General features: G+C 62.8%; 35 protein-coding genes. 10 read left to right on the top strand and 25 right to left on the bottom strand.

The window, feature by feature from the left end; genetic code table 11:
- Positions 1 to 97 precede the first annotated feature (97 nt).
- Positions 98 to 976, top strand: coding sequence for an AraC family transcriptional regulator (locus ACLGL5_RS33190; RefSeq protein ID WP_019860652.1), 879 nt, complete (start codon positions 98 to 100; stop codon positions 974 to 976).
- Between the two features lie 25 nt (positions 977 to 1,001).
- On the opposite strand, the gene ACLGL5_RS33185 is transcribed toward ACLGL5_RS33190, so the two are convergent.
- From ACLGL5_RS33185 to ACLGL5_RS33140, 10 genes are all read right to left on the bottom strand, one after another.
- Positions 1,002 to 1,979, bottom strand: a complete 978-nt coding sequence (locus ACLGL5_RS33185) for a Bug family tripartite tricarboxylate transporter substrate binding protein (protein ID WP_027047297.1) — start codon at positions 1,977 to 1,979, stop codon at positions 1,002 to 1,004.
- A 143-nt stretch (positions 1,980 to 2,122) separates the two neighbouring features.
- Positions 2,123 to 3,058, bottom strand: coding sequence for a ribose-phosphate pyrophosphokinase (locus tag ACLGL5_RS33180; protein WP_019860650.1), 936 nt, complete (start codon positions 3,056 to 3,058; stop codon positions 2,123 to 2,125).
- 168 nt (positions 3,059 to 3,226) lie between these two features.
- Positions 3,227 to 3,841 (bottom strand): hypothetical protein, encoded by a 615-nt coding sequence (locus tag ACLGL5_RS33175; RefSeq protein ID WP_069092983.1) that lies wholly within the window; start codon positions 3,839 to 3,841, stop codon positions 3,227 to 3,229.
- 43 nt (positions 3,842 to 3,884) lie between these two features.
- Positions 3,885 to 5,036 carry a M24 family metallopeptidase gene (locus ACLGL5_RS33170; RefSeq protein WP_019860648.1) on the bottom strand — a complete coding sequence of 384 codons (1,152 nt, stop codon included), beginning with the start codon at positions 5,034 to 5,036 and terminating at the stop codon, positions 3,885 to 3,887.
- Positions 5,036 to 5,830 carry a peptidoglycan editing factor PgeF gene (gene pgeF, locus ACLGL5_RS33165; RefSeq protein ID WP_069092982.1) on the bottom strand — a complete coding sequence of 265 codons (795 nt, stop codon included), beginning with the start codon at positions 5,828 to 5,830 and terminating at the stop codon, positions 5,036 to 5,038. Before pgeF ends, ACLGL5_RS33170 begins: the two co-directional genes overlap by 1 nt.
- Before the next feature lie 116 nt (positions 5,831 to 5,946).
- The gene (locus ACLGL5_RS33160) at positions 5,947 to 7,035 is read right to left on the bottom strand and encodes a class I SAM-dependent methyltransferase (RefSeq protein ID WP_027047296.1); all 1,089 of its coding nucleotides are present in this window, start codon (positions 7,033 to 7,035) and stop codon (positions 5,947 to 5,949) included.
- Positions 7,032 to 7,892, bottom strand: coding sequence for a prolipoprotein diacylglyceryl transferase (gene lgt, locus ACLGL5_RS33155; protein WP_083246878.1), 861 nt, complete (start codon positions 7,890 to 7,892; stop codon positions 7,032 to 7,034). The genes ACLGL5_RS33160 and lgt overlap by 4 nt, the downstream gene beginning before the upstream one ends.
- A 136-nt stretch (positions 7,893 to 8,028) precedes the next feature.
- On the bottom strand, positions 8,029 to 8,262 hold the full coding sequence (locus tag ACLGL5_RS33150; RefSeq protein WP_019860643.1) for a BrnA antitoxin family protein: 234 nt from the start codon (positions 8,260 to 8,262) through the stop codon (positions 8,029 to 8,031).
- A 102-nt stretch (positions 8,263 to 8,364) separates the two neighbouring features.
- Positions 8,365 to 8,667 (bottom strand): type II toxin-antitoxin system RelE/ParE family toxin, encoded by a 303-nt coding sequence (locus ACLGL5_RS33145; RefSeq protein ID WP_069092981.1) that lies wholly within the window; start codon positions 8,665 to 8,667, stop codon positions 8,365 to 8,367.
- Complete coding sequence (locus ACLGL5_RS33140; RefSeq protein WP_019860642.1) at positions 8,664 to 8,924, bottom strand: type II toxin-antitoxin system ParD family antitoxin; 261 nt, start codon at positions 8,922 to 8,924, stop codon at positions 8,664 to 8,666. Before ACLGL5_RS33140 ends, ACLGL5_RS33145 begins: the two co-directional genes overlap by 4 nt.
- Positions 8,925 to 9,094: 170 nt before the next feature.
- Here ACLGL5_RS33140 and ACLGL5_RS33135 point away from each other — a divergent pair, with 170 nt between their 5' ends.
- The 3 genes from ACLGL5_RS33135 to ACLGL5_RS33125 all read left to right on the top strand — a co-directional run bounded on the left by ACLGL5_RS33135 (position 9,095) and on the right by ACLGL5_RS33125 (position 10,627).
- On the top strand, positions 9,095 to 9,397 hold the full coding sequence (locus tag ACLGL5_RS33135) for an accessory factor UbiK family protein (RefSeq protein WP_019860641.1): 303 nt from the start codon (positions 9,095 to 9,097) through the stop codon (positions 9,395 to 9,397).
- A gap of 344 nt (positions 9,398 to 9,741) precedes the next feature.
- Complete coding sequence (locus ACLGL5_RS33130) at positions 9,742 to 10,242, top strand: type III secretion system chaperone family protein (RefSeq protein ID WP_013893499.1); 501 nt, start codon at positions 9,742 to 9,744, stop codon at positions 10,240 to 10,242.
- A 25-nt stretch (positions 10,243 to 10,267) separates the two neighbouring features.
- Complete coding sequence (locus ACLGL5_RS33125; RefSeq protein ID WP_069092980.1) at positions 10,268 to 10,627, top strand: tRNA-binding protein; 360 nt, start codon at positions 10,268 to 10,270, stop codon at positions 10,625 to 10,627.
- A gap of 181 nt (positions 10,628 to 10,808) precedes the next feature.
- Here ACLGL5_RS33125 and ACLGL5_RS33120 read toward each other — a convergent pair whose 3' ends face one another.
- From ACLGL5_RS33120 to ACLGL5_RS33105, 4 genes are all read right to left on the bottom strand, one after another.
- Positions 10,809 to 11,831 (bottom strand): glycosyltransferase family 4 protein, encoded by a 1,023-nt coding sequence (locus tag ACLGL5_RS33120; RefSeq protein ID WP_069092979.1) that lies wholly within the window; start codon positions 11,829 to 11,831, stop codon positions 10,809 to 10,811.
- Between the two features lie 255 nt (positions 11,832 to 12,086).
- On the bottom strand, positions 12,087 to 13,502 hold the full coding sequence (locus tag ACLGL5_RS33115) for an ATP-binding protein (protein ID WP_083246876.1): 1,416 nt from the start codon (positions 13,500 to 13,502) through the stop codon (positions 12,087 to 12,089).
- Between the two features lie 148 nt (positions 13,503 to 13,650).
- On the bottom strand, positions 13,651 to 14,370 hold the full coding sequence (locus ACLGL5_RS33110; RefSeq protein ID WP_019860633.1) for a response regulator: 720 nt from the start codon (positions 14,368 to 14,370) through the stop codon (positions 13,651 to 13,653).
- Complete coding sequence (locus ACLGL5_RS33105) at positions 14,357 to 14,890, bottom strand: MarR family winged helix-turn-helix transcriptional regulator (protein WP_027047295.1); 534 nt, start codon at positions 14,888 to 14,890, stop codon at positions 14,357 to 14,359. The genes ACLGL5_RS33110 and ACLGL5_RS33105 overlap by 14 nt, the downstream gene beginning before the upstream one ends.
- Before the next feature lie 261 nt (positions 14,891 to 15,151).
- Between ACLGL5_RS33105 and ACLGL5_RS33100 the strand changes: the two genes are divergently transcribed.
- From ACLGL5_RS33100 to ACLGL5_RS33090, 3 genes are all read left to right on the top strand, one after another.
- Positions 15,152 to 16,045, top strand: a complete 894-nt coding sequence (locus ACLGL5_RS33100; RefSeq protein ID WP_494372840.1) for a branched-chain amino acid aminotransferase — start codon at positions 15,152 to 15,154, stop codon at positions 16,043 to 16,045.
- Between the two features lie 145 nt (positions 16,046 to 16,190).
- Positions 16,191 to 16,502, top strand: coding sequence for a hypothetical protein (locus ACLGL5_RS33095; protein WP_019860630.1), 312 nt, complete (start codon positions 16,191 to 16,193; stop codon positions 16,500 to 16,502).
- 141 nt (positions 16,503 to 16,643) lie between these two features.
- The gene (locus tag ACLGL5_RS33090; protein ID WP_027047294.1) at positions 16,644 to 17,282 is read left to right on the top strand and encodes an MBL fold metallo-hydrolase; all 639 of its coding nucleotides are present in this window, start codon (positions 16,644 to 16,646) and stop codon (positions 17,280 to 17,282) included.
- Between the two features lie 88 nt (positions 17,283 to 17,370).
- Here the strand turns inward: ACLGL5_RS33090 and ACLGL5_RS33085 are convergent, their stop codons facing one another.
- From ACLGL5_RS33085 to ACLGL5_RS33075, 3 genes are all read right to left on the bottom strand, one after another.
- A complete protein-coding gene (locus ACLGL5_RS33085; protein WP_019860628.1) occupies positions 17,371 to 17,814 on the bottom strand; it encodes a BA14K family protein in 444 nt (147 codons plus the stop codon).
- Positions 17,815 to 17,991: 177 nt separating this feature from the next.
- Positions 17,992 to 18,204, bottom strand: a complete 213-nt coding sequence (locus ACLGL5_RS33080; RefSeq protein ID WP_008877668.1) for a cold-shock protein — start codon at positions 18,202 to 18,204, stop codon at positions 17,992 to 17,994.
- A 325-nt stretch (positions 18,205 to 18,529) separates the two neighbouring features.
- Entirely contained in the window at positions 18,530 to 18,742 is a 213-nt protein-coding gene (locus ACLGL5_RS33075) for a cold-shock protein (RefSeq protein WP_006202520.1), read from the bottom strand.
- Between the two features lie 495 nt (positions 18,743 to 19,237).
- Here ACLGL5_RS33075 and ACLGL5_RS33070 point away from each other — a divergent pair, with 495 nt between their 5' ends.
- Positions 19,238 to 19,648 (top strand): Kazal-type serine protease inhibitor family protein, encoded by a 411-nt coding sequence (locus ACLGL5_RS33070; protein WP_027047293.1) that lies wholly within the window; start codon positions 19,238 to 19,240, stop codon positions 19,646 to 19,648.
- A 53-nt stretch (positions 19,649 to 19,701) separates the two neighbouring features.
- Here ACLGL5_RS33070 and ACLGL5_RS33065 read toward each other — a convergent pair whose 3' ends face one another.
- From ACLGL5_RS33065 to ACLGL5_RS33040, 6 genes are all read right to left on the bottom strand, one after another.
- Positions 19,702 to 21,264 carry an EAL domain-containing protein gene (locus ACLGL5_RS33065; protein WP_069092978.1) on the bottom strand — a complete coding sequence of 521 codons (1,563 nt, stop codon included), beginning with the start codon at positions 21,262 to 21,264 and terminating at the stop codon, positions 19,702 to 19,704.
- A gap of 146 nt (positions 21,265 to 21,410) precedes the next feature.
- Positions 21,411 to 21,629 (bottom strand): hypothetical protein, encoded by a 219-nt coding sequence (locus ACLGL5_RS33060; protein ID WP_019860622.1) that lies wholly within the window; start codon positions 21,627 to 21,629, stop codon positions 21,411 to 21,413.
- 94 nt (positions 21,630 to 21,723) lie between these two features.
- Entirely contained in the window at positions 21,724 to 21,861 is a 138-nt protein-coding gene (locus ACLGL5_RS33055; protein ID WP_019860621.1) for a hypothetical protein, read from the bottom strand.
- A gap of 39 nt (positions 21,862 to 21,900) precedes the next feature.
- The gene (locus ACLGL5_RS33050) at positions 21,901 to 22,167 is read right to left on the bottom strand and encodes a hypothetical protein (protein WP_019860620.1); all 267 of its coding nucleotides are present in this window, start codon (positions 22,165 to 22,167) and stop codon (positions 21,901 to 21,903) included.
- Entirely contained in the window at positions 22,164 to 22,433 is a 270-nt protein-coding gene (locus tag ACLGL5_RS33045) for a hypothetical protein (RefSeq protein ID WP_019860618.1), read from the bottom strand. Before ACLGL5_RS33045 ends, ACLGL5_RS33050 begins: the two co-directional genes overlap by 4 nt.
- 169 nt (positions 22,434 to 22,602) lie before the next feature.
- Entirely contained in the window at positions 22,603 to 22,809 is a 207-nt protein-coding gene (locus tag ACLGL5_RS33040) for a cold-shock protein (RefSeq protein ID WP_010911078.1), read from the bottom strand.
- Between the two features lie 323 nt (positions 22,810 to 23,132).
- Between ACLGL5_RS33040 and ACLGL5_RS33035 the strand changes: the two genes are divergently transcribed.
- Together ACLGL5_RS33035 and ACLGL5_RS33030 are read left to right on the top strand one after the other, a co-directional pair.
- Positions 23,133 to 23,357 (top strand): hypothetical protein, encoded by a 225-nt coding sequence (locus tag ACLGL5_RS33035; protein WP_019860617.1) that lies wholly within the window; start codon positions 23,133 to 23,135, stop codon positions 23,355 to 23,357.
- A gap of 186 nt (positions 23,358 to 23,543) precedes the next feature.
- Positions 23,544 to 25,178 (top strand): tetratricopeptide repeat-containing sulfotransferase family protein, encoded by a 1,635-nt coding sequence (locus ACLGL5_RS33030; RefSeq protein ID WP_069092977.1) that lies wholly within the window; start codon positions 23,544 to 23,546, stop codon positions 25,176 to 25,178.
- Positions 25,179 to 25,322: 144 nt separating this feature from the next.
- Here the strand turns inward: ACLGL5_RS33030 and ACLGL5_RS33025 are convergent, their stop codons facing one another.
- Together ACLGL5_RS33025 and ACLGL5_RS33020 are read right to left on the bottom strand one after the other, a co-directional pair.
- Positions 25,323 to 25,676, bottom strand: a complete 354-nt coding sequence (locus ACLGL5_RS33025) for a DUF1428 domain-containing protein (RefSeq protein WP_019860615.1) — start codon at positions 25,674 to 25,676, stop codon at positions 25,323 to 25,325.
- Positions 25,677 to 25,768: 92 nt separating this feature from the next.
- A complete protein-coding gene (locus tag ACLGL5_RS33020; RefSeq protein ID WP_069092976.1) occupies positions 25,769 to 26,191 on the bottom strand; it encodes a VOC family protein in 423 nt (140 codons plus the stop codon).
- Positions 26,192 to 26,335 lie beyond the last annotated feature (144 nt).

The following is a 26,335-nucleotide window of genomic DNA, read 5'->3' as shown; positions in this document are numbered from 1 at the left end:
TCCCGCGGCCGCCTTAGGGACGGTTGCCTTATAGGCCGCTTGCCGCGCGACTTCTTTCGTGGTTTGGTCCAATAGTTTCGCAAGTGGGCCATACAAGATGCCGCATGGCAGGGAAATCTTCCGCGCCGGCAATGCCGATCTCGGCCAATTGCACCAGAGCCGCTGGCAATGGCTGGAGGAAGTCGCCGGACCGGCGGTGGCATTGCCGACCGAATATCCCGACGGCTACCACGTGCCGCAACACCGCCACAGGCGCAGCCAGTTGCTGCACGCGCTGGTCGGCGTCGTGCTGGTGACGACGCGGCATGGGCGCTGGATGGTACCGCCAGACCATGCGATGTGGATTCCGGCCGGCATCGAGCATTCCGTCGAGATGCTGGGCGATGTCTCGATGCGCTCGGTCTATGTCATGCCGGGCGCGATCCCGGGGCTGCCGGAAGGCTTGCGCGTCGTCGGCGTCACCGCGTTGATGCACAGCCTGATCGTGGAATCAGAGAAGCTGCCGCAAGGCGGCGAACTGGAAGGACGCGGCGGGTTGATCATGAAGCTGTTGCTGCATGAGATCCCGACCTTGCCGGAACGGCCGCTCGGTCTGCCATTCCCGTCCGATGCAAGGCTGGCGGCGCTGTGCCGCCGCTTCGTCGCCGCACCGTCACCGCATGCGACGATCGACGAATGGGCCGATGCCGCCGGCATGAGCCGGCGCTCCTTCACGCGCGCCTTCCAGCGCCAGACCGGCCTGTCGCTGTCGACATGGCGCCAGCAGGCCTGCCTGTTCGCGGCGCTGCCGCGGCTCGCCGATGGCGAGCCGATCACCCGGGTGGCGCTCGATCTGGGCTATGACAGCGTGCCGGCCTTCATCACCATGTTCAAGCGCATGCTGGGCTCGTCGCCGCGCGGCTATATGCGCGGCGCGCGAGACAATGGCGAAGGCATAAGGCGAGCCCCGCCTCGCCTTGAGGCTCCTGCGCCATAATAAGCGGCGCCGAGCGCACTGACGCCTAGTCCATCTGAACGCCGCTCGCCTTGACGATCGGCTCCCACTTGGCGAGTTCAGCCTTCACATGCGTTGCCAACTCTTCCGGGGTGGAGGCCACGATCGTGGCGCTGAATTGGCCCATGCGCGCAATCACATCGGGATCCTGCAGCGCCTTGGCTGCTGCCTTGTGAAGAACCTCGATCACGTCCGCCGGGGTGCCGGCGGGCGCGAACAGGGCGTTCCAGCTGTAGGTTTCATAGCCAGGAATGGTTTCGGCGATTGCCGGCACGTCAGGGAAGGAGGGAACGCGCTCCTTGGTGGTGACGCCCAGGGCCCTCAGCGTCCCGCCCTTGATATGCCCCGATGAAGACGGCAGGTTGTCGAACATCATCGGCACCTGATTGGCGATGACGTCGTTCAGGGCCGGCCCGGCGCCCTTATAGGGTATGTGCTGCATGCTCACGCCGGCCATCGTCTTGAAAAGCTCGCCCGAGAGATGCAGCGGGGTGCCGTTGCCCGATGAAGCGTAGGCGTATTTGTCCGGGTCCTTCTTCAATAGGTCGATCAGTTCCTTGACGTCCTTGGCTGGAAATTGAGGGTTCACGACCAGGACGTTCGGTACCAGCACAAGCAGCGATATCGGAGCAAAATCCTTCTCCGCATCGTAGGGCTTGGTCTTGAGGATGAGCGGGTTGAGTGCGTGTGTCGCAACCGTGCCCATCAGAATCGTGTAGCCGTCCGGATCCGCCCGGGCGACTTGGGCCGCGCCGATGCTGCCGCCGGCGCCGCCGACATTTTCAACGACAATCTGCTGGCCGAGGTTTTCGGACATCTTGTTGGCGACGAGGCGCGCGACCAGATCCGTGGAGCCGCCCGCGGAAAAGGGAACAACCATCGTGATGGTCCGGTCCGGGAAATCGGCGGCCCAAGCCGTCGGCGCCGAAAAGAGAGCCGCGACGGAAACGGCAAGCCCGAGCAAAGTCCTTCGCCGGATTGGCATAATGCTACTCCTCCATTGTCTACGGGGGCAGTATGCCACGGCGGGCGCGCCAGGAGAAATGTCTGCTCGCGAGGGGCGCAGACAAGGAGACGACGGTAGGGGCGTACGCTCCGCCCGGCCGACGTTTCGTCGATCGCCGGGGGTTAGTCGAACAGGCTCGACACCGATTCCTCGGTCGCTGTGCGCGAAATCGCTTCGCCCATCAGGTCGGCGATCGAGATGACGCGGATGTTGGGGGCGTCGAGCACGCCTTGCGTCGGCTGGATGGAATCGGTGATCACCAGTTCCTGCAGCTTCGAGCCGCTGATGCGCGCGACTGCGCCGCCCGACAGCACGCCATGGGTGATATAGGCGGTGACGCTGGTGGCGCCGTTGGCCAAGAGTGCATCGGCGGCATTGCACAGCGTGCCGCCGGAATCGACGATGTCGTCGATCAGCAGGCAATCCTTGCCGGCGACCGCGCCGATGATGTTCATGACTTCCGATTCGCCCGGGCGCTCACGGCGCTTGTCGACGATGGCGAGCTGCGCGTCGAAGCGCTTGGCCAGCGCACGTGCCCGCACCACGCCGCCAATGTCGGGCGACACCACCACGACATTGCCGAGCTGCTTGTATTTCGCCTTCACGTCGCGCGCCATCACCGGCACCGAGAACAGATTGTCGGTCGGGATGTCGAAGAAGCCCTGGATCTGGCCGGCATGCAGGTCGAGCGTCAAAACGCGGTCGACGCCGGCGCGGGTGATCATGTTGGCAACCAGCTTGGCCGAGATCGGTGTGCGGCCCGACGCCCGGCGGTCCTGCCTGGCATAGCCGAAATAGGGAATCACCGCCGTGATGCGCTTGGCCGAGGAGCGCATGAAGGCGTCGATCATGATGAGCAGTTCCATCAAATGATCGTTGGTCGGGAAGGAGGTCGACTGCAGGATGAAAACATCCTCGCCGCGCACGTTTTCCTGGATTTCGACGAAGATTTCCTGGTCGGCGAAGCGCCTGACACTGGCCTTCCCCAGCGGGATGTTGAGATAGCGGGCGACCGCTTCGGCCAGCACCCTGTTGGAATTGCCCGCGAAGAGTTTCATGCACCGTTCCTGGTGGAGGATGGGAAGGCCTGACAGACTCTCCCGGACCTTTTAATCGGGCTTTTAGCGGCCCGCGCTGGTATTGCAAGCGCCGAGATCGGGAATCCGCCGGCTAAGCTGAAGAAAGGTTCGGGCCATCGCCGAGAGGCAACACTCAAGCATGCCTTGCTAGCCAGCCTTGCCACCCAGGAATGCCGCGAACTGGTCGATGGTCTGGTCGGCGATCGCCTGCATGGTGGCCGGAGAGACGCCCTTCCAACTGTCGGCGCCCGTGCCGGAGCTGACCGAAGGCGCCTTCATCTGGCCGTTGATGCGGTGCAAGCGGTTGCCCGAGGGGTCGTAGACGTCCCAGACATAGATGACGGTGGTGTCCTTGCCCTCCGAAATCGCCGAGAAATAGCCTTTCAGCACATGGGTCGCGGTCTGGTCGGCGCTGCCGGCGAGCGTAATTCCACGCTGCCTGGCGCGCGTCTGCAGTTCCGCCGTCAGCGGGGTCGCGGCCTCGACCGAAGCACCGACGATCGGCGCGATCTGCAGCCGTGTCTTCGACAGGATGGCAGCACTTTGCGCCAAGGTGAGCGGCGTGGTGGTGGTTGCAGCAGGCGCGGTGGGTGACGCAACTGCAACGGTGGCCGTCGTGCTGCCCTGGGCTCCCGGCGCAACCGGCCCCGAAGTCGCCGGCGGGGTGATGGCGGAAGGTTCGAGAACGTCCTTTGCGTTGGTGCAGGCAGCCAGAGCCAATGCCACAAGCAATGACACGGTCGTCACATGCGATCGTCTCATTTGCCTTCTAACTCCTTGGCGAAGAACGCCTCCCATTATGGATTCACTGTACGATCAAGTCGAGATCATGGCGGGAAAGCGGCTTCGGCTGGGATTCGGTGGTCAGGTAGGTGCGGCCAAGCGTCATCGCCGTCTCGGTCTCGGAATCCATGATGATCATGTGGGCGAACAGCGTCATGTGCGGCGCGATCGGCTCGGGATTGCCCTGGTAGAACATCGGCATGTCCATCCAGGACGGCGTGAAGCGGGCGCCGACGGAGTAGCCGCAGGCGTTCAGCCGGTGCTTGGTCAGGCCGTGCGCCTCCATGGTGCGGGCGTGGGCGTCGAAGACGTCGCCGAACGTATTGCCCGGCGTCATCGCCTTTTCCACCGCGAGAAGGGCGGCACGCGCGGCGTCGAACAGCTCCTGATGGCGCTTCGACACCTTGCCGGTCAGCACCGTGCGCATCATCGGCGCATGGTAGTGATGGAAGACACCGGCCCATTCGAGCGTCAGCTGATCGTTCTTGGTGAGCTTGCGGCGGCCGGCCTTGTAGCGGCACAGCAGCGCATCGACGCCCGAACCGATGATGAACTCATTGGCGGGATAGTCGCCTCCGCCGGCAAAGATCGCGCCCTGCATGGCGGCCAGGATCAGCGCCTCGTCGCCGCCCTGCTTGATCAGCGGCAGTGCCGCGTCCAGCGCGTCGTCGGAGAGATTGGCGGCCTTCTCGGCCTTGGCGATCTCGGCCGGGCTCTTGAACAGTCGCAGCCGGCCGACAATGCCGGATGCGTCGGCGATCTGGCCGAAGGTCTGCAACTGCTCGTCCAGCCGGCGGCCATTGTAGGCGGTCAGGCCATGGGTGTCGTATTCGACCCCAATACGGGCGCCAAGCAGGTCGAGGTCGTTGAGCAGGTTGCGCAGGTCGACCGCCGGGTTGGCGCCGTTGCGGTCGGTCCACAGCACGATGTTGTCGATGATCGAGGTGTGGCGCGCCTGGCGCAGGTCGGCCGAGCGGGTCAAGAGCACCATCGAGCCGTCGGCCTTCACCACCAGGCACTGGAAGAAGCAGAAGCCGAACGTGTCGTAGCCGGTCAGCCAGTACATGCTTTCCTGCGCGAACAGCAGGATGGCGTCGAGTTTCTTCTCGGCCATCTCGATCATCAGCCGGTCGCGCCGCGCGTCAAATTCCGATCGTTCAAAATGCAGCGCCATTATTCACTCTCCAAAACGATGGCCGAAACCTGCCGGCCGTAATCGGGTTCCTTGCGGTGCGTGGTGCGCCGGTAGGAGTAAAACAAATCTTCCTCGGCATAGGTGCAGCGGCCGAGGCCTTCAGCGGTCACGCCGGCCCTGATGAGCCGGTCGACCGTGTAGCTGACGAGGTCGAACATGGCATGGCCTGATGTGGCGGAGGGCGCGAAATAGCCGATGTTCTCCGCGTCGGCCTCGACGAAGCGGGCGACGAATTCCGGCCCGACTTCGTAATTGGCGGGGCCGATCGAGGGGCCGAGAACGGCGACGATGTTTTCGCGCCGGGCGCCCAGGCTTTCCATGGCTGCAACTGTGTTCTCCAGCACGCCCGTAAAAGCGCCTTTCCAGCCGGCATGCGCCGCGCCGATGATGCGTGCGCCGGAATCGGCAAACAGCACCGGGCCACAGTCGGCGGTCGAGGCGCCGATGGCGATGCCCGGGCGGTCGGTGACGATGGCATCGGCCTTGGGCCGTTCGCCGGCAAAGGGTTCCCTGGCGACGATGACGTCGGGCGAATGGACCTGCCAGGCGGTCAGCAGATGGCTTGCCGGCACGCCCATCCAGGCGGCGACACGGGCTCGATTCTCGGCCACCAGCGCCTTGTCGTCATCCGACCCGGTGCCGATGTTGAGCCCCTGGTAGATGCCGGTCGAGACGCCGCCCCTACGGGTGAAATAGCCGTGGCGGATGCCTTGTGCCTGCGCCTTGTCCAGCAGCGGTGACCGAACGGGATCCGGTTTGGTCTGATTCAGCATGCGGGCGTTGTTGTCCGTGTGGGCGGTTTCGTCAAGAAAAAGTCGGGAAGCGAGACGGCCGGCGGTTCGGCCGCTCTTTTACCGGACGCGAGATTGGGAGGGGTAGCGGTGAAAAGTCAATCCGCCGTCGAAAAGGGCCGGATCGGCACTCCGCGCGGCAGGACGGCAAGCACCTTGAACAGTTCGCCCATGGCCTGCGGCCCGGCGAGACGCTCGACATCGCCTGATATCTTGTCGCGGGCCGCCTGGTCGCCATCGGCGCCAAGCCGGCCGGCGCGCTCGAGAATGCCCATGCCGAGCAGGAAATCGCCTTGCGTCGACAGATGGGCGTCGAGACCATATGCGCGCACGGTGGCGGCAAGGGCGGCGAAATCGACATGCGAGGTGAGATCGGCCTCGCCGGGGTTGGCCAGCACATCTTCGTGATTGTGCTGGCGCAGAGCCTGCAGCGTGTCGCCGACCCCCGGCTGCAGATGGCCATAGTCGAGAAACAGGCCGGCGCCGCCGTTTGGGGCCATGCGGCCGGCAATGGCGGCCATCAGCGCGGTGCGAGCCGGTGCCACTTCGACGATCGCACCCTGCGGTGCTTCAGCGGCGTCGGGGGGCAGCAGCGTCGGGTCGACCGAGCCGGCGCCGGCGAAGAAACAGAGCGTGTCCTCGTCGTCGAGGCCGACCATGCGCTCGCGCCAGCCCGTGCCGGCGCGGACGAACTGGCGGACCGGCACGGCGTCGAACAATTCATTGCCGACGATGAGCAGCGGCTGATCGGGCAGGGTGTCGATGGTCTCGTGCCAACGAACCGCGAAAGGTGTCACGTCGAGCGTCTGCTTCTGGATTTCAGTCAGGCGCGGGCTGGTCTCGATCATGGCGAAGGCGGCGCCATTGGCCAGATCAGGATCGAGCCGCGACAGGGTGCGCAGCATGTCCTTCATCAGCGTGCCGCGACCGGGGCCGATCTCGGCGATGGTCACTGGCATCGGCCGGCCAATCGCTGTCCAAGCTTGATAAAGCCAGACCGCGACGAGTTCGCCGAACATCTGGCTGATCTCCGGCGCGGTGACGAAGTCGCCAGCGGCGCCGAAGGGCTCGCGTGTCGTGTAGTAGCCGTCCGCGGGGTCGAACAGGCACATGGCCATGTATTCGTTGACGGGAAGGGGGCCGAGCGCCTCGATCAGGTCGACGATGCGGGTCTTCAGCCGCGTCATGTCGCCTGCGGCTGTGCTTGCTTCACCGGCTTGGCTGTGGCCATCGCCCAGATGCCGGCCAACACCATCGGCGTCGACAAGATCATGCCCATTGTCAGCCAGTTGGTGCCGAGGAGGTAGCCGAGCTGCTGGTCGGGTTCGCGGAAGAACTCGACGAAGATGCGCGACAGGCCATAGCCGCAGATGAAGGCGCCGCCGACGAAGCGCGGCGTCTTCAGCTTGAGGCGCGAATGGGTGAGGATGCGCAGGACCAGGAACAGAACCAGGCCCTCGAGCACGGCCTCGTAGAGCTGGCTCGGATGGCGGGTGAACGGCCCGCCATTGGGGAATTCTATTGCCCAGGGCACATCCGTCGGCCGGCCCCAGAGCTCGGAATTGATGAAGTTGGCGACGCGCACCAGACCGAGCCCAACCGGCACGCCGGCGGCCACGACATCGAACAGCGACCAAGTGCGGATGCCGCGCTTGATGGAAAACAGCGTCATGGCGAGGATGACGCCAAGCAGGCCGCCATGGAACGACATGCCGCCTTGCCAGACGGCGAAGATGTCGAGCGGGTGCGCGATATAGCGCGCCAGGTCATAAAACAGCACATAGCCGGTGCGACCGCCGAGGACGACTCCGATGGCCGCCCAGACGATGAAATCGTCGAGATCCTCCGGCTTCATAGGCAGGACACCGTCGGGCCAAAGCTTCGGATTGGCGGCGAGCCGCTTGGCATACCACCAGGCAAAGAGGATGCCGACGATGTAGCCGACGCCGTACCAGTGCACCGCCAGCGGCCCGATCTGGATGAGGATCGGGTTGATGTTTGGGAAGGGCAACGAGGCCAGCGGCAGCAGGAAATATTCGTTCAACGGGGAGCTCTCGGTTTCGGTCGCATTCGGGCGCGGACCATGCGGCAGGGTTTTGGCAGGGTCAAGGCAAGCTGGTCGCCGTCAAGTGTCGCGACGGGTCACCATTGCCAGCCATCGCGCCGTGGGGGTGGTGCGCTCAACCCTTTGCGGCCACCCATTGCCGCAATGCGTCGTTGATCCTGTCCTGCCAGCCTGGACCGTCTTCCTGGAAATGGTCGAGCACGGCCCGGTCGATGCGGATCGAAACAAGCTCGCGCACATTCGGGGCGGTCGAGGGTTCGCGAACGGGCGCTGCCGGCTTCTTGACCGGCTTGAAGGCCGCTTCGGCGGCCGCGAACGGATTTGTCGGTCGGCGTGGGGGCGTTGCCATTGGGTGACCCTGACTGGAGGTGACTCGTGCTTGGCGGAAGTCGCGATGAAAACGCCACAATAGGCGACTTAGCGCCAGCCCGTATAGGGCGCCTTCATGTTGTCAATTTTCCGGAAACAAGATCGTCTCGATGTCCATCGCACCATGTATTATGTGCAGTACCTCCACGGTGTCGGTGCCAACGCGATAGAAAATCAGATAGTTGCCGTGGACGCGTCGCCGGATCCCTGGCGATCGATGCCGCTCAAGGAGCGGATAGCGCTCCGGCATGGTGCACAGCTCCATACAATCGCGGCGCAATTCCTGGATAAACGTTATGGCCCGGAATGGACTGTTGAGCGCGATGTAATCACCAATGGCTTCAAGGTCTGCCTCGGCTTGATCTGTGAAGACCAATTGCCTCACTTGGTCTTCTCTGCCATTGCCCTGTATTTGGCTTCAAGCCTGTTCAGTACCTCGTCACCGGGCTTAACTCTGCCTGCATTGGCATCTGCGATGCCTTTGGTGAGGGCTGCATCGAGGGCGGCGAGGCGCTTCTCCCGCTCTTCGACGAGGCGAACGCCCTCACGCAGCACTTCGCTCTTCGAATTGTAGCGGCCCGTGCTGACGAGCTGGTTCACGACATCTTCGAGACGGCTGCCCAAGTCTGCGCTGATGGCCATGACGGCGCTCCTAAAAATACCCTAGAACAATAATAGTTATTGATCGAGTTTGCCAGTGATTTTGCCAGTGATTTGGTGAGGGATCCGACTTGATGCCGCACCGGCCCTCAACGTTCTTGCATTCGGCGCTCCGCGCCACTACGTCATTTCGAGCAAAGCGAGGATTTGCCATGTCGACCGGACCGAACCGCATTCTCGATGAATTCGCCAAGCTGATGACTGATGCAGCGGGTGCCGCGCAGGGCGTGCGCCGCGAGGTCGAGACCGCCTTCAAGGGCCAGGCGGAGCGCATCCTCAATTCGATGGACGTGGTGCAGCGCGAGGAATTCGAGGCCGCGCGCGAGATGGCCGCCAAGGCCAGGGACGAGAATGCAAGGCTTGCCGCCCGCATCGAAGCGCTCGAGGCCAAGCTCGCCGAATTCGCCGGCGATGCCGCACCAGCGGCGGCGGCGAAGCCCCGCGCAAAAAAATAATCGTTAAACTTTTCCACATAGTCCGATCCTGAAAATCGCTTTGCCGTGAATCGCTTAACGGCATTGCATGAATTTTTGTGACAGCGCCTTTCCACATGCGAATGACGCAGTGCGAAAAATTGGGCTGTTCACGCGACTCCCGATCAATAGACTGAATTTGTTGCATGATTCGGAGCAGGGTCATGCGGCCGGGCGGTGGGGTCCGGTCTGGGGTCTTTGCGTCGAGAAGTAGTCTTTAGCGCGAAGAAAGTCCTGGCCGTCCGAGTTCTAGATCAGATTGTTCGTTGTGTGTGCCCTCCCGCGGAGCGTGTGGCGGCGCTCCTCAGAACGACAGGAAGCATTCCATGGAACTTCTCGAACTCGAATTCTCCCGCGAAATCCATCCAGTGGATGTTATCGAGCAGGTGGCCCACAACAATGACTGGTCCTTCGAACGGGCCGGCGACGATGAAATTTCGATCTCGGTCGCAGGCAGCTGGACCGACTATCACGTCTCCTTCTCCTGGATGGAGGATTTCGAGGCGCTGCATCTGGCCTGCGCCTTCGATATCAAGGTGCCGGAGACCCGGGCGCTGGAAGTGATGCGGCTGTTGTCGCTGATCAACGAGCAGATGCTGTTCGGGCATTTCGACCTCTGGGAGCAGGAAGGCGCGATCATGTTCCGTCAGTCGCTGCTTTTGGCCGGCGGGGTCGAGCCGTCGAGCCAGCAGGTGGAGGTGCTTTTGTCCTCGGCGCTGGAAGCCTGCGAATGCTATTTCCAGGCTTTCCAGTTCGTCGTCTGGTCGGGAACCTCGGCCAAGGATGCGCTGGCCGGCGTGCTGTTCGAGACCTACGGCAACGCTTGAGCGGCGGCGAGGCAAACAAGACGAGATGAGTTCGAGCAGCGAGCGTAAGCCTGAGATCAGTTTTGCCGATTTCGATCGTGTCGACATCCGCGCCGGCACGATCGTCGAGGCCGAACCGTTTCCGGAAGCGCGCAAGCCTGCCTTCAAGCTTAAGATCGATTTCGGACCCGACATCGGCATCAAGAAATCGTCGGCGCAGATCACCAAATACTATGCGCCGGAGACGCTGGTCGGCCGGCAGGTGTTCGCCGTGGTCAATTTTCCGCCGCGCCAAATCGGGCCGTTCATGTCGGAAGTGCTGACGCTGGGTTTTCCCGATGAGGAGGGCGCCGTGGTGCTTGGCGCCATCGAGCGCAAGGTGCCGGACGGCGGGCGGCTGTTTTAGGATGCGTTGATATTCAGGTGATGCCGACCTGCGAACGGCGGTCTCCTGCGCTTCCCCGTTCTACTGCGTCGCAGTAGAACTGAGCTCACGTACCAAAAGTACGCTCGTCCCCGGTTCCCGGAGAGCACCAATCTCGGCTCGGCCTGACCTGAATCTCAACACATCCCAGGCCACGATGTCCTTAGGCCGCCAGCTTGCGCGTCCTGCCGAGCGCTTCCTCGACCGTGTCGAGAAACATTTCCGCACAGGCTTTCCAGCTGTAGCGCATGGCGCGTTCTCGTGCCTGCGCACGGTCGACCCCGAGCGCGGCGAGCGCGGCTTCGCGCAAATCGTTGGAGACCGCGCCGCCAAAGCCGTCGCCGACAATGTCGATTGGCCCGGTCACCGGATAGGCGGCGACCGGCGTGCCGCTGGCCAGCGCCTCGATGATGACATTGCCGAAGGTGTCGGTGCGGCTGGGGAAGACGAAGACATCGGCCGAGGCATAGATCTCCGCCAACTCGTCATTGGGACGATGGCCGAGGAAATGCGCGTTGGGGTAGCGGGACTTGAGCTTGGCAAGCTCCGGACCTTCGCCGACGATCACCTTGCTGCCGGGCAGGTCGAGGTCGAGGAAGGCGGAGAGGTTCTTCTCGATGGCGACGCGGCCGACGCAGAGGAAGACCGGGCCGGGGAGGCCGAGGTCCTTGCGCTTGTCCGGGCGGAAATGGTCGGTGTCGACGCCGCGCGTCCATGGCCTCAGCTTGTTGAAGCCGCGCGCCGAAAGGTCATCGGCGAGCGACTGGGTGGCGACCAGCGTGCCCTGGCCGGAATTGTGGAAGTCGCGCAGCCAGCGATAGGCCCAGCTTTCCGGCACCGGCAGGCGGGCGCTGAGATATTCGGGAAAGCGCGTGTGATAGCTGGTGGTGAACGGCCGGCCGGCATTGCGGCAATAGCGCCGCGCCATGATGCCGAGCGGCCCTTCGGTGACGATGTGGATGTGGTCGGCCTTGTAGGCGTGGATCAGGCGCGCGACATGGCCTGGCGTGGTCAGCGCCAGCCTGATGTCGGGGTAGGTCGGCAGGGGGAGCGTGCGGAAGATGTTGGGTGTCAGAAAATCCAACGCGACGTCGAAGGATTTCAGCGTTTCGGTGAGCCGCTCCAGCGTGTGGACGACGCCATTGACCTGCGGGCGCCAGGCGTCGGTGACCATCAATATGCGCATGGCGGCCCTTTGCTGAAAAGGTCGACGGTTGCCTTGAGACGATGCCGGAACGGCGACCAGCCGCCAGCCCTCGCTTCGCTCCAGCGCACCCGGGCGGGGACGGGATCGAAGCGAGGCGGCAAGGCCGAATCAAGTGAAGTCGCGCGTTTCATGCGCGCTCTTCACCATGATTTCATGACGGGCGGATGAAGCAGTCCTTCTGGGAGCATGATCTTATCCGAAAACCGGTTTCCACTTTTCGGGATCATGCTCCGCCTAGGCTGGAACCTTGATCACCGCGCGCAGGCCGCCGAGCGGGCTGTCGTCGAGGGTGATGTCGCCGCCATGGCTGCGGGCGATGTCGCGGGCGATCGACAGGCCGAGCCCTGTGCCGCTGGCATCGAGGTTGCGGGCTTCGTCGAGCCGCACGAAGGGTTTGAACACGTCCTCGCGCCTGTCGGCCGGAATGCCGGGACCATTGTCGTCGACGGTGACCACGAGCGAGCCACGGCCGTGATCGGCGCTGACCTCCACCGTCTTGGCATAGCGGAAGGCATTGCCGATGACGTTGGACAACAGCCGCGCGAAGGCGTTCGGCCGCACATGCACGGTCGGATCACCCGAAAGCGTCGTCGACAGCTTGCATTTGCGCAAGGCGGCCTCGTCGCTGAGCTTCTGGAAATAGGCTTCGAGATCGAAACGTCCCGGGTCCTCCGAGGCTTCGCCGCGGGCAAAGGCGAGATAGCCTTCCAGCATCGACTGCATGTCGTCGATGTCCTGGTTGAGCGCCGCCTTGGTCTCGGCCTTGCCGCCGGCCAGCGCCAGCTGCAGCTTGAAGCGGGTGAGGATGGTCCTGAGATCATGGCTGACGCCGGTCAGCATGGCGGTGCGCTGGTCGATCTGGCGCTCGATGCGCTCGCGCATCTGGATGAAGGCAAAGCCGGCGCGGCGCACCTCCTCGGCGCCGCGCGGGCGAAAATCGCGCGGCATCGGCCGGCCCTTGCCGAAGCTTTCGGCGGCCTCGGCAAGCGTCAGGATCGGTCGGATCTGGTTGCGCAGGAAGGGGATGGCGATCATCAGCAGCACCAGCGAGGTGCCGACCATCCAGATCAGGAAGATGTGGGTGTTGGAGGCATAGGCCTGGCTGCGGCGCACGAAGACGCGCAGCACCTTGTTCTCGAGCTGGACGCGCACCTCGACGATGTTGGAATTGCCGACCGTGTCGATCCAGAACGGCCGGTTGATCTGGCGGGTGATCTCGGACGAGAGAACGTCGTCGAGGATCGAGAAGAACGGTTTGGGACCGGGCGGCGGCAAGGGATCCGGCGGCAGCAGGTCAACCTTCAGCTGCATGCGGTCCTGGGCGATGCGGATGACGTTGGCGTAGTCGCCGTCGTGCGGATAGGTCTCGATCAGGTCGATGATGGCGGCGATGTCGCGCACGGTGGCCTGCGACAGGCGCTGCGTCACCGTTGCCCAATGGCGCTCCATGAAGACGAAGGCGACCACCGATTGCAGCAGGATCATCGGCGCGATGACGATGATCAGCGAGCGCGCGTAAAGGCGCTTGGGCATGTAAAGCGAAACGAGCCGCCAGAAGCGGTTCCAGATGCGCGCCACCGCCTTGAGCGTTCGCGTAGCGCGTGCGCTCAAGCCGTCAGGTCCCGGCCCTTCCAGTTCCGTCGTTGCCATTGGCTCTTTTCATTTCGCCCGCGGCCCTCGACCAGGAAGACGATTCCGTTAAATCGTCTTCCTGATCTAACTCTTTGTTGGAGCACGATCTTTTCCGAAAACCGGTTCCCACTTTTCGGGATCATGCTCCAGAGCCGCGGCCGGTATTCTATTCCACGCTGAGCCGATACCCAATACCGCGCACGGTCTGCAGCCAGACAGGATTGGACGGATCGCGCTCGATCTTGCGGCGCAGCCGGTTGATCTGCACGTCGATGGTGCGCTCGCCGACCTCCGAATCGTCGCCGACCAGTTCGTGGCGCGGGATGGTCTCGCCGGCCCGCGCGGCAAAGATGGCCAGGATCTCCTGCTCGCGGTCGGTCAGTTTCAGCGCCTCGCCGCCGCGCTTCAGTTCACGCCTGGCGATCTGGAACGTGTAGGGGCCGAAGACCAGCTGTTCGACCTTGGGCGTGGTCGCCGGGCCGCCGCGGCGCAGGATGTTGTTGATGCGCAGGATCAGCTCGCGCGGGTCGAAGGGTTTTGGCAGATAGTCGTCGGCGCCGGCCTCGAGCCCCAAGATGCGGCTGTCGGTTTCCGAAAGCGCGGTCAGCATCAGGATCGGCACGTTCTTTTCGGCGCGCAGCGATTTGGTGAGATCGACGCCGCTTTCGCCGGGCATCATGACGTCGAGCACAAGCAGGTCGAAGTCGAGGCCGGCGAGCTTGCGCCTGGCCTCGCCGGCATTGCCGGCGACGGTGACGCGAAAGCCGTTTTCAGTCAGATACTGTTTGAGAAGATTGCGGATGCGGGTGTCGTCGTCGACCACAAGCAGATGCGGCGCGTCGTCGTCCGGTGCGGCCGCCTGATCGACCCTCTCAGTGCTCTCCATGGCTTTTTCCTGACATTTTTGCGGACCCAACGTCGATCTGAGCTCTCAGTTCCGGATTGACCATCGCTTCGAGGAAGCGTTCCACCAAGGCCCGTTCGGTGGCGCCGGAATCTTCCAATGCAGCACGGATGCGGCGTGACTGTGGCCGCGCCAGGGCCAGCGCCAGCGCGCGGCCCTTGGCGGTAGGATAGAGTTCGCGCTGGCGGCGGTCGCGCGGACCTTGCAATTGCACGACATGGTCGGTGTCGATGAGCTGCTTGAGCACGCGCGCCAGGCTCTGCTTGGTGATCTTCAGCACGTCCAGCAGTTCGGCGACCGTCAGGCCCGGCCGGCGGTTGACGAAATGCAGCACCCGATGGTGGGCGCGACCGAAGCCATAGTCAGCCAGGATCTGATCAGGATCGGAGGTGAAGTCGCGATAGGCAAAGAAGAACAGTTCGATGATGGCGAAGTCTATGCCGTCCTCGATTGACATCGCGGTCCTGATCGGCTTTCCGGCGGCTGGGCTTCGATCCGTCATCATTTCTCCATGGGAACGGGAGATTATGTCAGTACTATTGACGTAATTTCCCTGCAATGGTAATTTTTGACAAGCTTTTGGGCGGATTGCGAACGAAAAGGCAAGGCAGGCCGGTTTTTCCGGAACTTCCTGAGTTTGCCAGAGCGCGATTATCCGCCTACGCTTCGCAACACCAGCCGGCGTCTCCAATCACACGGCGCGGCCAAAAAGAACACGCTACGACACTAAGGATATGCGGGCCGCAACCCGCGGGAGGTTACCATGGCATCCGTTCCCTTCGATCAACTGGACGGCTTCATCTGGATGAATGGCGAATTCGTTGCGTGGGGCGACGCCAAGATCCATGTTCTGACCCACGGTCTGCACTACGCCAGCGCAGTCTTCGAGGGCGAGCGCGCCTATGGCGGCGAGATCTTCAAGCTCAACGAGCACACCGAGCGCCTGCATGAATTGGCGCGCCTGCTCGGCTTCAAGATTCCCTATTCGGTCGCCGAGCTCAACGACGCCTCGACCACGCTGTTGAAGAAGCAAGGGTTCCAGGACGCCTATGTCCGGCCGATCGCCTGGCGCGGCAGCGAGCAGATGGGCGTTTCGGCGCAGAACAACCGCATCAACGTCGCCATCGCCATCTGGCAGTGGCCGAGCTATTTCGATCCGGCGCAGAAGCTGAAGGGCATCCGCCTCGATGTCGCGGAATGGCGCCGGCCCGACCCGCGCACGGCGCCGTCGAAGTCGAAGGCCGCCGGCCTTTACATGATCTGCACCATGTCCAAGCACGCCGCCGAAGCAAAAGGCTATGCCGACGCCATGATGCTCGACTGGCGCGGTCAGGTCGCCGAGGCAACCGGCGCCAACATCTTCTTCGTCAAGGACGGCAAGATCCATACGCCCAAACCCGATTGCTTCCTCGACGGCATCACCCGCCGCACGGTCATTGGGCTCGCCAGGGACCGTGGCCTGGAAGTGATCGAACGCGCCATCCTGCCGGAAGAACTCGAAGGCTTCGAACAATGCTTCCTGACTGGAACGGCGGCGGAAGTAACGCCGGTTTCGGAGATTGGACCTTACCGATTCGAGGTTGGCGAAATCGCCAAGAATCTCATGAATGACTATTCTGCCGCGGTTCAGCCGAAGCACGCGATCGCCGCAGAATAACGATAGTCACAGCTTTTCGCGCAAGCAGGGGCGGTTTTCGGGCCGCCCCTTTTATTTCAGCGTTTCTGCATTTGACTTTCAGTCAATTCGGCGTCTCATGATGGTGTCGGCCCGGGAGGCTGGCAGCTATGGAGGGACTAATCATATGGAAACGCTTCTTCCGATCATTGTACAGGTGATTACGGGTATCATCGGTGGTCAGGCGGTCGGTGTTGCACTCAAGAACGCGGCGATGGGCCAGCTTCCCAAGATTCTGGGTGGCGCCATTGGCGGCGTCGGCGGCGCGGCAATCCTCGGCAGCCTGCTTGGCCACGGCGCGGTCGATCCGGCGGCGGCTGCTGCAGCGACGAGCGGTCTCGGCAGTGCGCTCAACCTCGACAACATCATCGGTGGCGCCGGCGGCGGCGCGATCCTGACCGGCATCATCGGCGCCGTCATGGGCGCCATGAAGAAGTAAGTCTGACGGTCTCGGGTTTGTTCAAATGGGCGGCTTCGGCCGCCCATTTCTGTTTGTGCAACGACTGACTGTTCGTCTTTCGAGGGTGGACGCCCTTCATTCGCGCCTCTACATCACCGCGTGAACATCGAAAGGACGATCATGGGTCAGCTCAATGCCGGCATCGTGCCGGTCACACCGTTTCAGCAGAACTGCACCATCCTGTTCGACATGGACGACAAGCACGGCGTCGTCGTCGATCCGGGCGGCGACATCGACAAGGTGCTGGCGGTGCTGAAGGACAATGCGATCACAGCCGAGGCGATCTGGATCACGCACGGCCATATCGACCATGCCGGCGGCGCCATGGAGCTGAAGGAAGCGCTCGGCCTCGACATCATCGGCCCGCATGCAGCCGACAAGCCTTTGCTCGACAATCTGGAGAAACAGGGCAGGCTCTACGGTATTGCCGGCGCGCGCAACTGCGTGCCCGACCGGTTCCTCACCGAAGGTGAGACCGTGTCGTTCGGCGGCCACGTATTCGAGGTGCTGCATTGCCCCGGCCATGCGCCCGGCCACGTCGTCTATTACAACCGCGCGGCCAAGTTCGCCCATGTCGGCGATGTTCTGTTTCGTGGCTCGGTCGGCCGCACCGACCTGCCCGGCGGTGACCACGCAACGCTGATCGCCTCGATCAAGGACAAGCTCTTGCCGCTCGGCGACGATATCGGCTTCATCTGCGGCCACGGCCCTGGCGGCCGTTTTGGCGAGGAGCGGCGGACCAATCCGTTCCTGGTCTAAGATCAGCGCCTCCACTCGAGGTCGTAGAGTCAAAACAAAGGAGCGCTGGCCTTGCGGTCAGCGCTCTTTTGTTTGGGGCAGGGAAGCCTCAGTTTGCAGTGCAAAAATGCTGCTCGCCGTCATTGCCGGTGAAGGTGCCGGTGCGGGAGTTGAAGCTGCGATAGCGGTCCGAGCAGTATTCGTACCAGTCACGCGTCCACGGCTCGGCATAGCGATTCGCATAGACCACCCGCGGTTCGACATAGTAGCGGCGAACCGGTGCCGGGCGGATCCGCACGTCACGATCGTAGTAACCGTCATTGTAGTAGCCGTCATCGTAGTAGCGGTTAGCATCAGGCGGTGGCTGGTCATTGGCCAGCGCGCCACCGATCAGGGCGCCGGCGGCGAGGCCAAGCACACCGGCGGCAATGGCGTCGCCATTGCCGTGGTGGCGGTGATGGCGCCATTCATCGGCGTTGGCCGCGGGCAAGGCCACAAGCATGGTGGCCGCCATGGCGGCGGACAGCACGGCTGTCTTGAAAATTCTGTTCATCTTGGTCTCCTTCGTACCGGGCCGTGCAGTTTTGCAGGGGATGCGGTCCGGCTTTACCCAAGACTAATATGCGACCGTGGCTGAACGGAGGCTGAACGGATTTCGACCTGCCGATCCAAGAGAGGCGTCAAAAACCAGGCTCTGATCGAGCTGGCTGCGCTGCTGGAGCCGACAGTCTCAGCCGACCGACAGGTTGACGGCCTTGGGTCCCTTGCCGCGCTTGTCCGGCTCGGTGTCGAATGTTACTTTCTGCCCATCTTCCAGACCGGGAAGACCCGACGCCTGCACGGCCGAAATATGGACGAAGACATCCTTCGCGCCATCGTCCGGCGTGATGAAGCCGAAGCCTTTGGCATGATTGAAGAATTTGACGGTGCCGGTCTGCGGCATGGGAAGCTCCTTTGATCCCATAAACTCCAGTCTCGGGCCGGCAAATGCCCGAGAGGAAATTTGTCCTTTATTTTAGCGTCATCGGCAAGAGAAAGTTTTGTGGGCACTTAAAGCGCGTCAGCTTTAAGCCCTTGTTATGATGCATGTCGTTGACACGGAGCAGGATCCACTTCTGGCCGACATGCACTTATGCTGCGCCACGGACATGAAAAAGGCGCGACGAAAATCGCCGCGCCCTTTTTAAAAAATCTGTCTGCATGCCCACAGGCTGGGCAAGCTTCAAACCCTCGTTCGCCCGCCGTCAGGGACGCGCGGCGCCGATGGTTCAGGCAGCGCGGAGGTTGACCGCCTTCGGGCCTTTGCCCATGCGGTCCGGCTCGACGTCGAAGGTGACCTTCTGGCCGTCGACGAGCGTGCGCAGGCCCGATGCCTCGATCGCGGAAATATGGACGAACACGTCCTTGGCGCCGCCGTCGGGCGTGATGAAACCGAAGCCTTTGGTCGCGTTGAAGAATTTAACGGTGCCGGTCTGGGCCATTGGGGAAACTCCTTCACCCGTTCAGTCTTTGGTGGTCCTGCCCGCCACCTGGCGTCGAGGGCAGTTCCCGGTGGTTGCTTTCGGCAGTCATGCATTGGCGCATGGTCAAACCCCCCGCCGAAAAACGGGGCCGTCAGAGATTCACAGTATCGGGGAAAGGTCGTCCAAAACGTTCCGCTCTCCGGGTCGCAAATGCCCGAACACGGAATTTATCGCACGGAAACGTGAAGGTTGCAAGATAGCGCCGCGGGCCGCCACACAGAGCGCATCCCGACGCAAGAATCGACCGATCTGAGCGTCGACGGGCCGCAAATAGGCCTCGTTGCCGGGCCGGTCATTGACCCACAGAGAGGATCGCGCATGGGCCAGTGTTGCGGGCGGATGCCGGCCATGGCCGTTTCCGCCCCTGCGAACGCGGTTGCATCCGACAGGGTTGCATTTGACAGGGGAATGGCGAGGATCGTGATCGGGGATGGGATCGAGGGAGAAATCAGCATGAAATTCCTGGCGTCGGTTTTTTCGCGGCAAGGGTTTGCCGTCCTGTTCCTGTCGGCGCTTCTGGCCGCCTGCACCGTGGTCGTCGATGATGGGCCAGGACCACGCCCGCGGCCGCCGCGTCCTGAACCGGAATTCTGCACCAGGCAATACGAGCCCGTTTGTGCCCGGCGCGGCGGCGACCGCCAGACCTTCGCCAATGCCTGCCTTGCCGACCGCGCCGGCTACCGCATCGTGCGCGACGGCCCCTGCCGCGGCGACGGCGGCGATGGTGGTGGCGAAGAGCAGACGTTCTGCACCCGCGAATACGCGCCCGTCTGCGCCCGCCGCCATGGCGAGATGCGCAGCTTTCCCAATGCCTGCGAAGCCCGCGCCGCGGACTACCGCATCGTCGGCGATGGCCCGTGCTGAGAGGGCAGGTCCGCCTTCTCCCGGGAGAAGGTGGATGCTGCCTAGAACAAGAGTTAGACCTTGCCAGACGGCACTTTCGCCCGGCGGCAATAGGCAATGAAGTCGGCTGCGGGCATGGGCCTGGCGAATAGCCAGCCCTGGCCATAGTCGACATCGCGTTCCAAGAGGTAGTCGGCCTGGGCCTGCGTTTCGACGCCTTCGGCGACAATCTTCAGCTTCAGCGTCTTGGCCATCTCGATAATGTGCGGCGTGACCGAACTGGTGGCGGAATTCGTGCTGATCGTGTCGATGAACGACTTGTCGATCTTGAGCGCATCCAGCGGAAGCCCTTCGAGATAGGACAGGCTGGAATAGCCGGTGCCGAAATCGTCGATCGCCACCGCATGGCCAAGTTCGCGGGCACGCGTGAGCGTCGATCGCGCGGCCTCGATATCCACGAAGCCGCGCTCCGTTGCCTCGAGCCAGATCTGTCTTGGCTGGATTCCCGTATGCTGCAATGCCCTTGCGATAACCGGCAGAACCCGCTCCGTGCCGACGTCGGTGGCGCTGAGGTTGATGGCGATATGAAGGGAGCGATCGGCAACCAGAAGGCTGTTGAGGTCGGACACGACGAGCGCAATGACCTGATCGGTGATCGCCGTGATCAGTCCGCTCTCTTCGGCAAGTGGAATGAAATGATCGGGCTGGACCAGGGATCCGTCCGGCCGCTTCCAGCGCGCCAGCGCTTCCGCGCCGATGCAAGTGCCGGTCCTGAGTTCGACGATCGGCTGATAGTGGACGATGAATTCGCGCTTGCGCACGGCGATCTGCAATTCGCCCAGGGGCGAAAGACGCCTCCGCGACAGCCAGACGACCACGCCGATGATGAAGGCGGCAATGAAGGCGCCGAGCGGGAGCAGCAGACGCTGCTGCCGGCGCACACCGTCCAGGATCTGGCTTTGCGGTTCGGTGGCGACGGCGATCCAGCCGGTCCCGCGCGCCGTGGCAAACAGGAGATCGTCGTCCAGGCCTTCTTCAGGACCGGCGACGATCTTGCCGATACGGGCGGGATCGGGGGCGTTCAGTGCGCCGACCAGGATGCCGTTTTCCGTCGTCAGGGCAAGTTGGACACCGGGGTCGACGATAATGTCGGCAAAACGCACCGGATCGACAAGGGCGTTGTGGTCCTTGTAGCGCAGCGCCATCAGCGTGTGGCCCGCGCTCATCACCGGCTGCATGCGAGCGGTGACGGCAATGCCGTCGCTGGTGACAAAGTCCGGCTTCGATTGCGCGACGCGACCGTCGGTCGGTCCCCATGACGAGCATTTGAGCAGGCCATTTTCGAAATAGCCCATTTCCTCGATGGTGCGTGTGTTGATGGTGAGCTGTCGCATGCGGGCGATGTGATCCGCCGAACAAGGGATGCCGGTGAAGCGGTCGATCTGCCGCAAGGCATCCCGCGCTTCGTTGAGCGACATGTCGGCCCTGGCGATGGCACGGCCGGCGAACAGATGCAGCCGTTCGTGTTCGTTCTGGACGGCCTGGGTCCATGAAAGGTGAAACATCGCCGCGATGGGCGCGATGGCGCCAGCCAAGCCCAGCACCACCGCCGTCACGATGATGCGTAGCCTGTCCATACGCCTCCTGCCCCGGCCGTGGCTGGCGATCTTGCCAGCCGAAATAGTCTCGGGCCCCCGTTTTCGGCGGCAGGCGGATCTTATTGTCTCGTCCTTACACGAACTTTAATGGGACCCGCGGCAAGCACGGCTTCTTCGACAGCCGGCTAGGATGGATAAGCCCCGTCGGCCGGCCCGGCATAGAGCTCGCTGCCGTGCTCATCGGAAATGCGCAGGCGGTCGGGGATTTGCGGCATTGCGAGCGTGTGGAAGAGTGCGGCCGCGGCCTGCAAGGCGGCGCGCAAGGTCGGCGCTTCCAGCGACACCTTGTCGAGCGTTGCCTCCTCGGCGTCGCGTGACCGGTAAAACTCGATGACGAAGTTCAAGCAAGCCTCCGTGGCAGGACTTGGCATGGGCCTGTTGTCAGTTCATCGCCTGCCCAGGCAGGGGATGGGGCGCATGCGAAGCATCCCAAGGCTGTCAGCCCTTGGACTTCGGCTTCAGGCCGCTCTCCGCCTGCTTGACCGCCGAACCGAACGGGGAGGCGGGCTTGGCCAGGACCTTGTCCTTCTTCGGCTTGCGCGCTTCGCGATTGCTTCGCTGTTGACCTTTGGACATGGACTGCTCCTTGTGCGTTTTGGCTGGCGGTTCGGGATCTCAGACCGCTGGATTGTTGGCGACAGCCGGATTGTCGGCCGGTTCGAGATTGTCTTCCGTGGTGACCCGCTCGTGGGTCTCCTGCTCACTGCGGATACGGTATTGCGGCGAGCCGTCCTTGACCGGCAGCCTGCTCTTGATCTCGAACAGTTCGGCCGTCTTCTGGACGAGGCCGGTGCGGCTCTTCATGCGCACCGTCTGGCCGATGGCGAAAAGGTGCGAGGGCGTGTCGTTGCGCGGACGCGCATTCTGCTGGAAACGGATCATGCTGCATTCTCCCGGTCGCGCTTCAGCGCGGATTCGAGTTCGAGGTGGTCGATGGCGACAAGCTGGCTGGTCGTGGGGTTCTTTACCGCCCTTGCCGGCAGGTGGATAAAGGTGGCGACGCGGCGCCAGGCGATGCGTGACATGCCCTCGATCAGCTCTTCATCATGATCGATGTCGTAGTCGCCGGCCGGCAACGGTCCTTCCAGGCCTCCGAGCATGAAGGATGCCGTGAAATGGGCGATGGAATAGGTGGTACGGTCCGGCATTGTCCTGGCCTTGGTTGGTTCACACCTTGGGCGTCACGTAATAACAGCGGCCTGAACGCAAAAAAGCGGGGACGAGCCCCGCTTTTCTATTTCCGGCCATCGCTGGAAATAAGCCGCTTTCGAGAGCTGCCAGTACATCCGTGGTCAGCGTTCATCGAATTCGGCCGGATCAGATCAGTTGCAGATTGGCGGCCGACTCGCGGCCCTTGCCGTCACGCTCCAGGTCGAACTGCAGCTTCTGGCCTTCGGCGAGGCCGGGAAAGCCGGCGCGCTCCAGCGCACTGACATGGACGAAAACGTCCTTGCCGCCGTCAGCTGGTTGAATGAAGCCAAAACCCTTCTGGCCATTGTAGAATTTCACGATTCCCGTGGTCATATCTGTCTTTCGCGGATTGAAAGATCGTCGCAGGGCGAATGTGCCGTGCGTCATCGACGATTTGGAATGAGATTGGCGGGTCGAGAACCTCTGACGCCGCGAGATGCCAATTCTGGCCAAAACGATCCATCTTATGTAGATCGATTGGCGCGGATATTCAAGACGATTTGGAAATTAAACCCGTTCAAATTGAAAAATAGATGGCTACAGGCGCTCCGATATTTCTGCTATGGTTCAGCATATTTCTAAAAAATTCTTGAGAGCGTGTCGGAATTTTTCTCCGGCTCGGTATTTTTTATTTACTCCGGAACGAGGATAAAACCATGGTTTCCACAAGAGGCTCAAGGGGGAAGACCGTCGCGGTCAATCCGATCATCAAGCCAATCGCCATCCACGCCATTGCCGTTGGCCCGACCGGCCAGCCGATGATCGTCAAGTCGGCACGGCTGACGATCAGAAGCGATGAGGCGGCAAGGCGGACGATCTCCGATACCGATGGCACGGTGAGGCGGGCGAGGCAGGTTGCCGAGACCAACCGCCTGATCTGATCGCTCAAGGCATCCCAAAAGAGCTCGGAACCCCGCGAAGACTTGAACCTGCAGCGCCAATGGCCTAGATCGCGGCAGGCGGACAAACACGGCAGGTTTCCCATTAACAGAGATCAAAGAAGAGCGGCGGGTGCGGGAACCAGGCCAGGCGCTGGCGGACAGCCGCCGCTGGGTCTCGACCAGTATGTGCAGCAGGCCCTGCAACTGCACCAGGCCGGGCGCCGGCAAGAGGCAGAATCGATCTACCGGCAAGTCTTGGCGCGCCAGCCCAAACACGCGGCGGCCGCGCATTTCCTGGGGCTGCTGCTGCACCAGACCGGGCGCAGCGAAGAAGGGTTGGATCTCATCGAGCGGTCGGTGAGCCTGCAGCCGACGAATGCCGATTTCCTCAACAATTTCGGTACGGTGATGCGCGATCTCGGCCGCGTGGCCGCGGCAATCGACTTTTTCCGCGGCGCGGTGGATCTGCGGCCGGAGCAGCTCGCCGCGCGCGACAATCTCGGCTCGTCGCTGAAGCAGCTCGGCCGGTTCGAGGAGGCCGAAGAGATCTATCGCGGCACGGTCGCTCGCAATCCCTTCCATGTGCGCGCCCGCATCGGGCTTGCCGAAACCCTGCAGGAAGCCGGACGGCTGGACGAGGCGCTGGCTGTCTTCCGCGAGTCACTGACCATCCGCCCCAAGGATGCCGACCTGCTGCATGGGCTGGGCGTCGGAATGATGGAAAAGGGCAAGCTCGACGAGGCGGCCGAGCTGTTCCGGCAGGCGCTGGCGGTCAACCCGGGCATGGCAACGGCGTGGCTGATGCTGACGCAGGTCAAGCGCCAGAAGGAGCGCGACGCCGAATTGTCCGGCATGGAAGCCCAGCACGCCAAGGCGCCGCAAGACAGCCTGGCGCGCATGCAACTGTCGTTCGGCCTCGGCAAGGCCAATGACGATCTGAAGGACTATGAGAAGGCCTTCGACTATTTTGCCGAAGGCAACGCCATTCGCCGCAAGGGGATCAACTATGATCCCGTCAGGACGCGCGAGGAATTCGCGGCGATGAAGACGGTGTTCGATGCCGGCTTCTTCGAAAGGCACAGACCGAGCCCGATCACCGATGACGCGCCGATCTTCGTCGTCGGCATGCCGCGTTCGGGCACGACGCTGGTCGAGCAGATCATCGCCAGCCATCCGCAGGTCTATGGCGCGGGCGAGCTCAGCATCCTGAAGAACGCGGTCGGCAAGCAGTTCCCAGCGACCATGCCGGGTGGCTTTCCGTGGGGCGTAAAGGATACGGACGATGCGGATTTCGCCGAGGCGGGCCAGGCCTATCTCGACATGCTGCATGCCCGCTATCCGCATATCAGCCACGTCACCGACAAGATGCCGGGCAACTTCCTGCTTGTCGGCTTCATCCACACGATGATGCCGAAGGCCAAGATCATCCACTGCGCCCGCGATGCGGCGGCAACCTGCCTGTCGATCTACAAGGTGCATTTCCGCGGCGACAGCCACCGCTACGGCTACGATCTCGGCGAGCTCGCCGACTTCCACAATCTCTACACCGACATCATGGCGCATTGGCACAAGGTGCTGCCCGGCGTCGTGCATGATGTGCGCTACGAGGATTTCGTCGCCGACCAGGAAGGGCAGAGCCGGGCGCTGATCGAGTATCTCGGCCTGCCGTGGGACGATGCCGTGCTGTCGTTCCACGAGACCGACCGGCCGGTGCGCACGGCTTCCGCCGCGCAGGTGCGCCAGCCGATGTATCAAGGCTCGGTCGACCTGTGGAAGCGCTATGGGGACCGGCTGAAGCCGCTGCTCGACAAGCTGGACTGAGATTGAGGTGAGGCCGGCCTGCGAACGGCGGTTCCCTGCGCTTCCGGTACTCACTTACTTAAGTACGTTCCGTTCCGGTTCTCGGAAACCACCATTCTCGGCTCGGCCTGACCTCAATCTCAACCAATCTTGGGGCAGAGCAATTCAAAGCTCGATGAAGGGCTGGAAGCCGCCGAAGATCATGCGCTTCATATCGAAGGGCATGGGCCCCAAATCGGGTGTCAAACGCGGGTCGGCCATCACCTTGGCCATCACCGTGTCGCGGCTCTGCCTGGATTCATAGAGCGCCCAGGCGAAGACGACGATCTCGTCGTCCTTTGCCTGAACGGCACGCGGAAACGAGGTCAGTTCGCCATAGGGCACGTCGTCGCCGATGCATTCGACATAGGCGAGCGCGCCGTGTTCCATCCAAATGGGGCCTGCGAGGTTGGCCAGCTTCTTGTAGTCGTCGAGTTTGGCCTTTGGCACGGCAAGCACGAAACCGTCGACATAGGACATGTGAACTCCTTTGCTGAAAAACGAGCGCCGGGTCGGCGGGGATGCGACCCGGCGCGGTGAGCGCGTCAGCCCTGGCGGGCGACGCCTGCTCGCTACTTCACCGGCGCGTTCATCGCCCAGGCGACGCCGAATGGATCGTTCAGCTGACCCCAGCGGTCGCCCCAGAACATCACCTGCAGCGGCGTGACCACTGCGCAGCCGGCATCGACGGCGCGCTGCCACCAGGTCTCGATGTCGCCGTCGTCGAGATGGAGCTGCAGCGTGTAGCCCTGCGCCGCCTTATGCGGATGGCCGTGCTCGGGATAGGCATCGCAAAGCATCAGCGTCGAGCCGTTGACGTGGAGATGAATGTGCATGGTACGGCCCTGCTCGTCGGCCGGGTAGGCAAAGACCTGCTTGGCGCCAAAGGCCTTCTTGTAGAAATCGGCGGCCTTGAAGGCGCCGTCCACCTGCAGATAAGGCGTCAATCCGCCGAGCACTTCTGCCCTGGGCTGAATGGGGGTCTGGTCAGTCATGTCTCGCTCCTCTTTGCGTTCGGCTTGGCCTAGCGAACCACAGGACGCACGAGGTGACGGCAATCCTACATGGCCGCGAAATTTTTTTTGCGGGCCGGGCCCGGACAGACCGGGCAGCCGGCGGGTTTGAGGGGCAATCGCATG

The sequence above is a fragment of the Mesorhizobium sp. U510 genome, from assembly GCF_059180695.1.
Note: the sequence above shows the minus strand (reverse complement) of the source record. Positions and strands in the feature narration are given on the sequence as shown.